At 45.6% G+C, this 12,477-nt stretch carries 14 protein-coding genes and 1 tRNA gene; 9 read left to right on the top strand and 6 right to left on the bottom strand.

What is annotated here, in order from left to right; genetic code table 11:
• Nucleotides 1–163: 163 nt before the first annotated feature.
• Nucleotides 164–418, bottom strand: coding sequence for a GIY-YIG nuclease family protein (locus B153_RS0105140; protein WP_020595607.1), 255 nt, complete (start codon nucleotides 416–418; stop codon nucleotides 164–166).
• A 150-nt stretch (nucleotides 419–568) separates the two neighbouring features.
• On the opposite strand from B153_RS0105140, the gene B153_RS0105135 reads away from it, so the two are divergent.
• Together B153_RS0105135 and B153_RS0105130 are read left to right on the top strand one after the other, a co-directional pair.
• Nucleotides 569–642 (top strand) — tRNA-Ala (locus tag B153_RS0105135).
• A gap of 164 nt (nucleotides 643–806) precedes the next feature.
• A complete protein-coding gene (locus B153_RS0105130; protein ID WP_020595606.1) occupies nucleotides 807–1,184 on the top strand; it encodes a VOC family protein in 378 nt (125 codons plus the stop codon).
• Between the two features lie 43 nt (nucleotides 1,185–1,227).
• Here the strand turns inward: B153_RS0105130 and B153_RS0105125 are convergent, their stop codons facing one another.
• The gene (locus tag B153_RS0105125) at nucleotides 1,228–1,659 is read right to left on the bottom strand and encodes a hypothetical protein (RefSeq protein ID WP_020595605.1); all 432 of its coding nucleotides are present in this window, start codon (nucleotides 1,657–1,659) and stop codon (nucleotides 1,228–1,230) included.
• A 151-nt stretch (nucleotides 1,660–1,810) separates the two neighbouring features.
• Complete coding sequence (locus tag B153_RS0105120) at nucleotides 1,811–2,308, bottom strand: hypothetical protein (RefSeq protein ID WP_020595604.1); 498 nt, start codon at nucleotides 2,306–2,308, stop codon at nucleotides 1,811–1,813.
• 165 nt (nucleotides 2,309–2,473) lie between these two features.
• Between B153_RS0105120 and B153_RS0105115 the strand changes: the two genes are divergently transcribed.
• The 5 genes from B153_RS0105115 (at nucleotide 2,474) to B153_RS0105095 (ending at nucleotide 6,696) form a co-directional block, all read left to right on the top strand.
• Nucleotides 2,474–3,970, top strand: coding sequence for a sensor histidine kinase (locus B153_RS0105115; RefSeq protein WP_245564832.1), 1,497 nt, complete (start codon nucleotides 2,474–2,476; stop codon nucleotides 3,968–3,970).
• On the top strand, nucleotides 3,957–4,631 hold the full coding sequence (locus tag B153_RS0105110) for a response regulator transcription factor (protein WP_483852529.1): 675 nt from the start codon (nucleotides 3,957–3,959) through the stop codon (nucleotides 4,629–4,631). The genes B153_RS0105115 and B153_RS0105110 overlap by 14 nt, the downstream gene beginning before the upstream one ends.
• A gap of 137 nt (nucleotides 4,632–4,768) precedes the next feature.
• Complete coding sequence (locus tag B153_RS0105105) at nucleotides 4,769–5,404, top strand: peroxiredoxin (protein WP_020595601.1); 636 nt, start codon at nucleotides 4,769–4,771, stop codon at nucleotides 5,402–5,404.
• Between the two features lie 81 nt (nucleotides 5,405–5,485).
• Nucleotides 5,486–5,731 carry a hypothetical protein gene (locus tag B153_RS0105100; RefSeq protein ID WP_020595600.1) on the top strand — a complete coding sequence of 82 codons (246 nt, stop codon included), beginning with the start codon at nucleotides 5,486–5,488 and terminating at the stop codon, nucleotides 5,729–5,731.
• 191 nt (nucleotides 5,732–5,922) lie between these two features.
• Entirely contained in the window at nucleotides 5,923–6,696 is a 774-nt protein-coding gene (locus B153_RS0105095) for a glycoside hydrolase family 25 protein (RefSeq protein WP_020595599.1), read from the top strand.
• Nucleotides 6,697–6,717: 21 nt separating this feature from the next.
• Here B153_RS0105095 and B153_RS0105090 read toward each other — a convergent pair whose 3' ends face one another.
• From B153_RS0105090 to B153_RS0105080, 3 genes are all read right to left on the bottom strand, one after another.
• Nucleotides 6,718–7,461, bottom strand: coding sequence for a shikimate dehydrogenase family protein (locus B153_RS0105090; RefSeq protein WP_020595598.1), 744 nt, complete (start codon nucleotides 7,459–7,461; stop codon nucleotides 6,718–6,720).
• An 87-nt stretch (nucleotides 7,462–7,548) separates the two neighbouring features.
• Entirely contained in the window at nucleotides 7,549–8,196 is a 648-nt protein-coding gene (locus tag B153_RS0105085) for a DedA family protein (protein ID WP_020595597.1), read from the bottom strand.
• An 87-nt stretch (nucleotides 8,197–8,283) separates the two neighbouring features.
• The gene (locus tag B153_RS0105080; RefSeq protein WP_020595596.1) at nucleotides 8,284–9,048 is read right to left on the bottom strand and encodes a phosphosulfolactate synthase; all 765 of its coding nucleotides are present in this window, start codon (nucleotides 9,046–9,048) and stop codon (nucleotides 8,284–8,286) included.
• Nucleotides 9,049–9,178: 130 nt separating this feature from the next.
• Here B153_RS0105080 and B153_RS0105075 point away from each other — a divergent pair, with 130 nt between their 5' ends.
• Both B153_RS0105075 and B153_RS0105070 read left to right on the top strand, forming a co-directional pair.
• Nucleotides 9,179–9,625, top strand: a complete 447-nt coding sequence (locus B153_RS0105075; protein WP_026261918.1) for a PaaI family thioesterase — start codon at nucleotides 9,179–9,181, stop codon at nucleotides 9,623–9,625.
• An 851-nt stretch (nucleotides 9,626–10,476) separates the two neighbouring features.
• Nucleotides 10,477–12,453 carry a hypothetical protein gene (locus B153_RS0105070; protein ID WP_026261917.1) on the top strand — a complete coding sequence of 659 codons (1,977 nt, stop codon included), beginning with the start codon at nucleotides 10,477–10,479 and terminating at the stop codon, nucleotides 12,451–12,453.
• Nucleotides 12,454–12,477 lie beyond the last annotated feature (24 nt).

Below are 12,477 nucleotides of genomic sequence, written 5' to 3'. Positions count from 1 at the left end.
TGTCGAGAGCAAAAGCTTGTAGAAACTTCTCTGGGTATAGGTATTTGACCTCAATGGGGGTATTCTGTTGATGATTCAAACGAAGTTAACGGCAGTATCTGGTATAGCTCTAAAAAACGAAAACCGCTCCAGTGAGCGGTTTTTCTATAAAATGGGAGTGATGTCAGACGGTTGGCTGGGTGCTATTGATGAGTTCTTCCCAGTGAGCGCGATCTTTCTTTTTCAACTTCATCTCCAGGCTAAGGGCTTCGTTTCGAGTGGGGAACTGTTGCGTAAACTTCACTTCCCAGGGTTTTCCATCGGCTGTGGCCGGATTGGTTTTGGCATTATGCTGCCACAGTGTGATACGGAGGTCCTTGGTCTGACCAATGAAGTACTGGTCGGTGGTAGGGCTGTATATGATATAAACGGTATGCATACGGTTACTAGACTATTGTCAAAGCTACACATTTGATAACAGAAAACAAACATTAACCGTGTAGACGGGAAAGTATATTGAATGGAGTAAAAAAAATGGATGTGGGTGTTGGAGGAGTAGATTTTTTCATCATCTTTGCACCCACAAAACGGGGGATTAGCTCAGTTGGCTAGAGCGCTACAATGGCATTGTAGAGGCCATCGGTTCGAATCCGATATTCTCCACAAGGTTGTATAAATCTAAGATAAACGCCCACTACATTGCTGTAGTGGGCGTTTTGTGTTTAACTATTCCATAGCTTACTTGAAATTTTTCGCCAAAAAATGGAAAGACGCTGTTCTAAGGAATTGGAAGTTGTAGCTAAGGGTATATTGGTTAACTTGGAGGTATGAAAAAAGTAACCGGAATCGGCGGCATCTTCTTTAAATGCGATGATCCGCAGAAAATGAAAGACTGGTATGCTCAGAATCTGGGTTTACCTATGGACCAATATGGCACTATGTTCAAATGGCGCGATGCGGAAGACCCTGCTAAAGAAGGAACAACCGTTTGGGGCGCTTTTGATAAAAACACCACCTACTTTGAACCCTCCAAAAAGGAATTCATGATCAATTACCGCGTCGAAAATCTCGATGGACTGGTAGAGCAGCTTAAAAGCGAAGGGGTAACCATAGTGGATGAAATAGCCGTTTACGACTACGGCAAATTCGTCCATATCCTCGATCCCGAGGGCAATATCATTGAGCTTTGGGAGGATATAGGGTAGCAGGTTTACAGGTACCTAAGCCAGCCAAGCCGTTATAAATCGCTTACTGATTTTGATTGACCCAGGTGGTGCAGTTGCCCCCTGAGGAGGTTTTTTTAGTAAAGCCGTAATAAGTGGAGTATTTGAGTTGCCCTCCGCAGTTGGCCGCTACATTTACAATCAATCGTTGGTACTGGCTTACGAGACTGTCGGGCACAACAAAGGTGTTGGCAGCAATCATTTTTATTTTCTCGTCTTTAGACGTCCACCCCATGATTCGGCTGGTGTCTTTTAGCGCGTAAATATCCCAGGTAAAACTCAGCGGGGTATCGCCATAATTACCGGCTGTCAGTCGCAGGCCGTTGCCGGTATAGCATTCCGGGTCGGCAGTTACCTGCTGAGGCTGGCCACAGGGAGAGGTGGTCTGGTTGGTACAGCTTTCAGTAAGTCCGAAAAATGTGAGAAGACCCAGAGTAAGCAATAAGGACGTTTTCATAACAACGTTGATTAGGGTTTGCCTAAAGAGCAAGCTCACCGCTAAAAGGTTGGAATGGCAATAAAGCTACTTCATCGTTTAAACCGCACAAACACAAAAATCCCTGCTACTCGCACGAATAGCAGGGATTTCCAGAAGAAACAGAAACTATTTATTGACCAATCATTTCGGCATCGGCCAGGATGTAGTTCAGTTCATAAATATTGTCGGCGTTCAGTTTGAGGGTGCCTCGGAAGGTACGGCGCTCATCCGTTTTAAACTTCTTGTCCGATTTCTTGAATTTCAATGATACCACCGACTCGGGCCCAGCACCACCGCAGAAAAAGCAGGCGCTATAAGGGAAAGCCGAAAGCACATACACGTTCGTTTCCAGATCAACCGGCAGCACATAACCCGTCAGTTCGACCGTTTTGCCATTTAGCTTCTGGATGCTCTGGCCAAACGTTGGATAGAGCATATATACCGACTCTTCGGCATACCATTTCTTTTTGAAGGTAACATCGCGCAAGACTTCCCACGATAGCTTAACCGGCTCAGCAGCAACGGAAGCAACGGCTTTGGAGGAAGTTGGCTCGACGGGCAACTTAGCGGGCCGGAAAGCCGAGGCTACGAGCGATACGCATAGGAAAGCGATAACGATACGGTTCATGGCGTTGAAAGACTTTAACGATAGTAACTAATGGTAAAACTACAAAAAAGATTACTTTTATAAATCATTTTGACTTGATTACGCTGTCCAGTGGCCGATTTACTTCAAGATAACGCAAAAGACGGTTCGGTAATTCCCGTTCGTTTCACTCGTTTGTACATAACGATGTTTTTAATCCTGGCCGTTTTGCTGACTGTGGGGCAAGGGCTTTCGCAATGGCGTTTTGGCGTTATTGAGGATGAAATGGTGGTGGTTCGGCAAACGGCACTTCAGCGGCACCAGAGCCAGCAGATCGTGAAGCAGGTACTCCAGATAACCGACGCCAGCGAACAAGCCAGTTTTGAGGAGAATGTTGACGAACTACGGCAGTTATTTCCCGTTTTTGAACGATACCATCTGGAAACCCGTGAGGGCCGTGCGGGTGGCCGTGAAGTAAAAATGGTGTATTCTGATGCCATCAATCAACTTTATGCCGATATAAAGCCTCAGTTTGAAGCGTTTCAGCAAAGTGCGCATCGGATGATGAAGTTACAACATTTTGAAGAGGTGCGCCAGCCCGATGTGCAGGCTAATCTTCGGCTGATGCTGGCAAACGAAAAGCCATTTCTGGAGAAAATAGACCGGATCGTTGTGGTGTGTAACTCGCAACTGCGGGCCAAGCTGACCTTACTACGCACCATTGAGTTTTACTCTTATATTTTTACCCTGGTTACCTTAGTGGCCATTGGCTTACTAATTTTCAGACCGGCCACCCGAAAGCTAAAACAAACGTTTGACCAGTTGGTAGAAGCCGAAAGTCGAACTACGGCAGCTAATAAAAAATTAGTAAATGCTAATAAATCGCTAAAGGAAACCCGTCAGAAATTGTTTGAGGCTACCAAATTGCAATATCAGCAACAAATCGACGATCAGAAACTGAGGACATCGTACCTGATCGCCGGTCAGGAGGAGGAACGAAAACGACTTTCCCGCGAATTGCATGACGGACTAGGGCAAATGCTTACGGCTATTAAATTGCAGATCGAAGGACTGGAAGCGGCACTGGCCAGAATGATGGTAGGTGAACAGAATGGGGTAAGTCCATACGCTAAAAATCTGAAAACGTTAAAAAGCCTGGTGACTCAAACGATTCAGGAAACTCGTACCATTTCCAACAATTTGATGCCCAGTGTGTTAAGTGACTTTGGAATTGTGCCTGCCATTAAAATGTTGGCCGAACAGGATAGAAGTGAAACAATTGACGTTACATTTAAGACCAATCTGACGACAGATATGCCTCGTCTGGATAAGAATGTTGAGATCATGCTGTATCGGGTTACACAGGAGGCCGTCAGTAATGCAGTACGTCATGGCAAACCATCTCACGTACATATCGAACTAAAGGACCGTGGAAACTCTTTACAATTAGTAGTGAGTGACGATGGAAAGGGATTTGAGGTACCTTCTGTGAACCAGCCGAGTGGGTTGATGAAAACTGTGCACGAGGGGGAAAACACCCGAATGCCGAAATCTCGTCCACCGTCGCAGGGGCTACACAATATACTGGAACGCACTAAACTCGTCAACGGTAAACTTAAAATTAATTCAACACCCGGAAAAGGTACTAAACTACAGATTAGCATTCCCTACCAAACGCATTTTGCTCAACATGACACCTACTAAATTAATGCTGGTGGACGACCACTCAATCGTTCGTGATGGTATCCGACTGTTGTTGGAACAAGCCGAAGGTTTAGAAATTATCGACGAAGCGAACGATGGTGAAGAAACGCTCGATAAGCTGAAAGCAAACCAGCAAACTCCCGAAAAACTACCCGACCTGATTTTGATGGACATTTCGTTACCGGGTATGTCGGGTATTCAAACAGCACAGGTTATCAGTCGGTTATACAAAAATGTACGGGTACTGATGCTGTCTATGCATAACAATGAAGACTATATTCTGCGGTCGGTAGAAGCAGGAGCGTATGGTTATATTCTGAAAGATTCGTCGTCGGACGAAATGATCAAGGCAATCCGTACCATTGCCAGTGGCGAAAAATACTACAGCTCACCAGTCGCTTCGATTATACTAAGTGGCTACATGCAGCAGCTCAAAAAAGGCAGCAAGCAAAATCGGGCCGAACGCCAGTCGAAGCTTTCCAATAAGGAAAAAGAGATTCTACAGTTTCTGGTGGCTGGTATGAGCAGCCGTGAAATTGCTGAAAAACTGCAACTTAGTGTTCGGACGGTCGATAATCACCGAGCGAATATGATGCGTCGATTGCAGGTGCGAAATGCTGCTGAACTGGTCCGAATGGCCGTTGAAGATAAACTGATCTAATTTATTAAAGCGGTAGCATTGTGAACTCACCGCTTATTTTTTAGGTTTGCCCATCAAAACCGGCTCAATGCCGGTTTTAGATTCAATAACTACTATATTAATCAGGTAGAATTTGTCAACTAAAACCACCCTTTATTATGTCACTGCGTTTAGGCGATATTGCTCCCGACTTTGAGGCCGATACCACTCAGGGCCACATCCACTTTCATGAATGGCTTGGCAATGCATGGGGTATGCTGTTTTCGCACCCCGCCGATTTTACGCCTGTTTGTACCACCGAACTGGGCAAAACAGCATTGCTGAAAGATGAATTTGGTAAGCGTAACGTAAAGGTGATTGCTGTATCGGTCGACGACCTGGATTCGCATAACCGTTGGACGCCCGATATCAAAGACGTGACGGGAACGGAGGTTAATTTCCCAATCATTGCCGACCCTGATCGGAACGTAGCCACGCTCTACGACATGATTCACCCCAATGCCAGCGAGAAAGCAACAGTACGGTCGGTGTTTGTCATTGGGCCTGACAAGAAAATCAAGCTGACACTGACCTATCCAGCCTCTACTGGACGGAATTTTAATGAACTGCTTCGGGTCATCGACTCACTGCAACTGACTGCCGACTATCAGGTAGCTACCCCTGCTGACTGGAAAAACGGTGAGGATGTGATTGTGACTCCAGCCGTGCCAAACGACCAGCTGGAAGCCAAATTTCCGAAAGGGGTAACGTTTGTGAAGCCTTACCTTCGGACCACCCCACAGCCAAACGTGTAAGCGGACCATTCGAACACTTTAAAAACCTTATACCAAAACGGTCAGTTGCTGATTGGTAAAGAATCAAACAACTGAAACGTTATGGCTAAGCACAAGAATGAAAACCCTGAGCACACTGAAGGCCCTGTAGCAACGGCTATTGAGGAGCAAACCGCTAAACTGCCTTCTGATATTTTCTTATGGGCCTCGCTGGGTTCGATGGCTGTGTCGCTGGCCTTACAGGCAACGGGTGAGCGTCATAAGAGTTTGTTTGTTGGGCAGTGGGCGGCCCCTTTTTTGCTGCTAGGTTTATACAATAAGCTGGTAAAACTGGAAGGACATGATTAAGTCTTTGCCATTTTTTGTTAGAAAAGCTCGTTGCTACAGCAACGAGCTTTTCTGTTTTTCGTTAGGTTCAGGCAGAAAGGTGTAATTTCGATGTTTAAAGTAAAGCTAGTGGGGACTGTCAGTACGTTGGGCTTTTACAATACGTATGGAGTAAAGTGTCCATTGAATTAAACAATCGGATCGTTATTCGAATGAGAGTTCGTGTTTTATATAAGCTGATTTCAAAACGGTATGGGTTTTGGATCATTGCTTTCTGTATGGTTGTGGCAGGTATTTGGGTAGTTCGGGCAAGGCGGCCCAACGAAATGAACTGGCAATTTGTGCAGGCGTTTGGAATACGACTACCCATGCGTTTTACCGTTCATGGCATTGATGTGTCGCGGCATAATGACCGTATTAATTGGGCTAGCGTACAGAAGATGGAAGCGGAAGGCGTTCGCATTCAGTTTGTATTTATTAAAGCAACTGAAGGAGCTACCTTGTCTGATAAACATTTTAACAAAAATTGGCGGGAAGCGAAGAAGATTGCCTTGCACCGGGGAGCGTATCATTTCTACCATCCTACGCGTGATCCGATCAAACAGGCCAATAATTTTATTCGCCACGTCGAGCTTGAGCAGGGTGATTTTGCCCCTGTTGTTGATTTTGAAGTGATCAATGGTCAGACTGACGAAACCATTGTGAATGGACTAAGAACATGGCTCCAGACCGTTGAAGAGCATTATCAGGTTCGTCCGATAATTTATACCAATGGTAATCTGTATCGGCGGTACATTAAAGGGAATCTGGATGAATATCCGCTCTGGATAGCCGATTACTCGACGCAACACCTGCGGAGTTATGATGCCGATAAACTGTACCTCTGGCAACACAACCAGAATGGATGGGTAAAAGGCATTCGGGGCCAGGTCGATTTCAACGTGTTTGTCATGGACGAAGACCGGATGCGGGAAATTTGTCTATGACGAGAAGAGGATAGGTGCTTGTTAAGATTGCCAGATTTCCCAGGCTTTCTCGGCCTGTAGCTCCAGCATTCGTAACCCATTATGTACAGCAGCACCCTGTTCGAGGCCACGTTTCATAAATAAAGTCTCGGCCGGATTGTAGACTAGATCATACAGCAGATGCTGATGGGAAATTTGCGAATAGGGTAAAGCAGGGGCCTGATCAGTTTTAGGATACGTACCGATTGGTGACCCGTTGATCAGAAGATGATAAGCTGGTAAAACAGATTCTACTTCATCGTAGGTTAAGTAGCCGTCTGTTTTGGTACGAGACACAAATTGGTAAGGAATACCTAAATCTTGCAGGGCAACGGTCACCGCTTTGGAAGCTCCCCCTGTTCCCAGAACCAGGGCTTTCAAATCATCCGGTGAACGGCCAAGAGTCGTTAGCCAATCGGTTAATGATTGCCGAAAACCGTAGTAATCCGAATTATAACCTGTTTTTGTACCATCGGCTTCCAATTTAATGACATTGACGGCTCCAATTTTTTCGGCTGCTGCATCCAGTCGGTCCAGGTAAGGTAATACAGCCTGTTTGTGGGGAATTGTTACATTCAGCCCTCGAAGATTGGGCAACGTAAACAGTTTGGGTAAAGCCGTTACGTCTGGCATTTCGAACAAATCGTACTGACTGTTTGCAATGCCTTCACGACTAAATTTCTCCGAAAAATAGCGTTGCGAAAATGAGTGCGTCAGGGGAAAGCCAATAAGGCCGTAACGGTTCATAGTCTGGGGAAATGAGGATGCCAGGATTGCTATTGATCAGTCACAACAGAAAGTAAAGCATCCTCAGAATCGGAAGAAGCAATCTATTTAAGCCCGCGATACACGCTTTTTGAAAAATTCGATGATAATAGGTAAAATCGACAGGCCGACAATACCGAATACTACCAGTTCAAAATTTTTCTGAACGATCGGGAAGTTACCAAAAAAGTAACCCAGCAATGCAATACTCGTTACCCATAAAATTGCTCCGGCTATACAAAATCGAATGTAGGTACTGTAGTTCATGCTACCTGCTCCGGCTACAAAGGGGGCAATGGTGCGTACAATGGGGATAAACCGAGCAATGATTACTGTACGGCCACCGTACTTGGCATAAAACTTTTCGGTTTCGGCAATGTATTCTCGCTTAAAGAACAAAATCCGTTCCCTCGATTTAATCTGACTGCCCAGAAACTTTCCTACAAAATAATTGACGTTATCGCCTAGCAAGGCAGCTCCAATGAGCAAAGGGATAATCACCCATACACTCAGTTCGTTGGTAGGCCGGGCTGCTAATGCACCAGCCGCAAACAAGAGCGAATCGCCAGGGAGTAACGGCATAACGATCAGGCCAGTTTCCGTAAAAACAATCAGGAACAATATCGCATATAACAATACGCCATATTCGTTGGCCCACAGGTCGAGGTAACGATCCAGGTGAAGCAGGAAATCCAGTAACGACTTGATCAATTCCATAAAATAGGAGCGAGGAGCGAGGAGCGAGAAGAGTTGGTAAAGCGATATTTTCTTTACCAACTCTTCTCGCTCCTCGGACCGGACTGCTTAGTTCTTAGTTAAAAAATGCATAAACGTGTCACCCCGAAGACCTAACCGAATGGTTTCGAGAGGAATTACCTCATGGGGGGCAATATTGCCCAGATTGACATTGGCGCCCAATAATTTGACGAACCAGACCTGCTGTTCTTTCTGCGGAGCTTCCCACAAAATACTTTCGAACGGAATCTGCGTCAGAATTTCTTCAACCAGTCCCTGGCGAACCTCTCCACTTGAGCGGAACAAACCGACTGTACCGCCTTCACGGGCTTCGCCGATTACCTTCCAGGCACCTGCCTGTAGCTCAGCCTTCATCAACTGAATCCATTTGTAGGGAGGGATAATTTTAGCTTCATCCTTAGAGCCTACTTCCGACAGAACGGTGACTTGAGAGGCCAACTGACGTATGTACTCACATTTTTCGTCCTGGGTCATTTCGATGGAGCCATCCGATACCTCCGCGTATTCCATACCGTATTTGTCGAGAAGCTTACGGTATTCTTCGAATTGATTTCGAATGACAAAGGCTTCGAATAAGGTACCTCCAAAATAAACGGGTATGTTGGCCTCCTTGTAAATACTTAATTTTTCTTTCAGATTTGGCGTAACGAACGAGGTTGCCCAACCTAACTTCACAATATCGGCATAACCGGCAGAGGTCGATAAAAAATCCTCTACTTCTCGCAGGCTCAGCCCTTTATCCATGACCATAGTTAACCCACTCTGGCGGGGTTTGATCGTACGTTCAGGGATCTGCGTAAGCGTATAATTCATACAGGGTAATCGAGTAGGCGAATTGAAAATCGCCCAAAAGTAGTACAAGTCTTGGAAACCTCCCAAGAAAGTCCATAAATAATCGAATCAAATGGGCATATGGCTTAGTTAAGTGCTATTTTTGCCGGATATGGACAATTTATCAAATCCCCGACTGGATTTCCTCCACTCCCAGATCGGGTGTTCAATGAGTAATAGCCCATCTCCTTTCGGGCAGTGGTTGAATGGAACCCTTCGGGAAGTAGCTTACGGGCGTCTGGTAGCTGATTTTGAGATTCGTTCTGAAATGATCAATCCAGCTAAAGTGCTGCATGGGGGAGCGGCTGCCGCTATTCTGGATGACTTGGTTGGGGTGATGGTGTATGCTCTAGGACGTGAATATGCGTACACATCCGTCAATCTGACTGTTGATTTTCTGCACGCTGTCAGACTTGGAGAGGTAGTAACTGCAACGGCTGAAGTGGTTCGTGCCGGAAAAAATATCGTTCATTGTGAGGGGCGTATAGTGGCAACCGACGGGAAGATTGTTGCAAAATGCGCGACCAACCTGATTCAAACGTCGGTCAAATTGCCATAGTGAAGGACAGCCACTAGTCCATTTGTTGAAAATTTGCGTTACTATATGGTTACGATTGCCCTATTTGCCTGTCAAAGGGAAGAATTACTCAATGCTGATTAAAAGTAACAGACCGTATATCGGTAACCGCTATTACGTTAACAAAAGTACTCCATACGTCAGCCATGAAGTTTTCACTAAATTACCGTTCATATTTTGGGAGAAATTGAGGAATAAATAAGACAAATAAGGGAAAATGTAGTTTCTATCGGCAGGTGGGAAGTATTTGTTTTATAATCACCCGTTTATCACTATTATTGGTCACCGATAAAAAAGAAAAACATTTAAACACAATTGGGGCTAATTAGTAGTATTATAAGTCTGGACTTTATTCGAGTTTGGTTGCATAACAGATAGCGGAACGAGCTGTTCAAAATTTAGATTGATAGTGCCGACCAACTGAAAAAATATGTAATGGATGAATTGACTTTTGCAATTCAGTCTTAACATTGCAGAAAAAATAGAGATAGGGCCATTTTTAGGCTATATCGTCAAATGACTTGAGGAGCAAATTTGAGCGTTCGAATGAGCTTATAGACAAGATTTGGATCAGTGCTAGCAATATTTTATATATTATTTGAAGCATTGAGAAACATTTCGTCAAGAAATTAGTCATATGGAGGTACGGTGAGGCTATAGACGTTAGCTTTCTTATAGAAAGGTAAAAAAACGATGAAATCCACCACCACGTGGGTGTTACCGTTCCCTAAATTTCTATAGTCGTATTTGGAAGATTAAAAGTTTAATAAGAAACATTGCGTCAAATTAACTCAATAAATATGCGAACATTTATCCAACAACACCCTCTGCGGATGCTGGCTGGACTCGTGTTGCTAAGTTTTGCAATACCAACTGTTAGCCTTGCTCAACAGGCTACGACAAGTCCATCATCGACTACTTCCAGTGGAAGTTACGTGCGTGAGAATATCTATCGACTAGGAAAAGGAATTTACACTGACACCTTGCGTAGAAATGATTTCAAAGCACAGGCCAGTGATGTGGCTGAACTGGATGACTGCGATACGACGTTTCAAACGTTTATCCTGGTTAGGCGTTTATCGCCCTGGCGTGTAGGTTTATATGCTGGACCTAACTTTGCGTATTGTGGTACCTGGGAAAATACGTTCGGACCTACCAAACGTGACAATACGCTTTATAATGGTGCTGGATTTAATATTACAGCCAATGCTGATTATTTCCTCACCCCAGCTACCCGGCGTCTTCGCTTTGCGGTCGGAGCTGCCTTTGGGTACCAGAACTACATCACACGTAGTATTTACCGGGATTATTTGTACAGCCTGGCCGCAAGTCGTGGTTTTACGAACAATCAGGTAACGATCAACCAACGGGCTTCGGAGGATATGTTCCTGACCGTAGGGCCGGTTCTTACCTTTACTCTGGGACGGAGCCGCAAGAATCCAGATGCCACCTCTTTCATTGAGTTGGCTGCCCGTGGAGGTCTGTTCCGTACAGAAGCCGCTACCATTGCTGCCTATACCCCATCTACTTTGACATTACCAGCAGTTCCATCCTTCGTAGATGGAGGTGGCCTGATTCGGTCGGTAAATCCAAGCTCCCATTTGTATCACCTTGGAGCCCTTGGTTCGGCTGCCGTCTTCTTTCCGATTGGACGTAATAACTGGAATATCGGGGTTCAGGGTCAAGGCTTTATCACTCAGTTGAACTATTTGATTATCAACGGTATTGATGATCAATTGTATGAGTTCAAGCGGAAGCACGGTGGGTTTAGCGTTGGTTTGGCCGTTCGGAAAGGATTTGTGCAGAAGAAGCTTATTCCCAAAGCTCCTGTATCGTGCCCAACCTGCGAACAGGTACCTGAGCTAAATGTACGATTCAATGGCGCTTCGCTCAAAGGAGCTTCACTTGCTTATGTGGACAACACCAATGCTGCTCAGTCGGCTCCGGTTAACACAGCTGCTACGGCTCCGGTTATTAGCTGGCGTAGCACTACCCCCAATCCGAAGAACGAAACCTTCACGGCTCGTCTTTACTATCGCCCGGATTCAGTCGTAGCCGGCAACACCGATCAGGTTATTGCTCAGTTAGAAAACACGACCGACACGACGCTGACATTCCCCAGTGCTTATTTCTCGGGTGGACAGATGACCCCTGGCTTCTACTACGTAACCGTTCACAACAAGCAAACTGCTAAGTGTGGTACTTGTATGAGTGAAGTAGCCACCACCAGTTTTGCGAGTATAAAACCAGCCGTTGTTACACCAGAGTGTGAATACAACCACCGCCTTGAGCGTCTGGAAGTATTCTACCGGACCCCATACACCCGCGAAGTGGCTAATGTCTGTTACTGTAATGGTACCGTTACTTCGGTTGGAGACACCGTTACCCGTCTTCGCTATCGTGGTCTGAACCGTCTGCTGGCAACAGGTGCAGTTGATTTCGATACGAACACTGTAATTCTGAACCTGAACGAACTGCCAGGTGGTCTGGCTCAGCAACTGCAGGCTGAAAAAGCGAAAATCGAAAGCGGCAACGCGATTCGCTTCAAAGGCCGTCGGGTACGTCCGCAAGTTCAGTACTTCCGCGCTGTATTCACTGTTACGAAGAAGCCTTGCAATGGCCAGCCTGAGCAAACGGTGGGTAGCTTCAGCACCACGATCAGCGATAACAGCTACACAATCACTGATCTGAAGCCGCTGACCAATGAGCAAAAAACCAAGTTACTGGCTCCTCCAGCACCGAAGAAGCAGGTGCGTCGTCGGGGTGGTAACAGTGGACGCCGGTCAGATGTAATGTTCGGAGTTGAATAATTCGCTAATGCAATAAAAAAAACC

The organism is Spirosoma panaciterrae DSM 21099 (assembly GCF_000374025.1).
GTDB lineage: Bacteria > Bacteroidota > Bacteroidia > Cytophagales > Spirosomataceae > Spirosoma > Spirosoma panaciterrae.
This window is presented reverse-complemented; position numbering and strand designations above follow the sequence as displayed.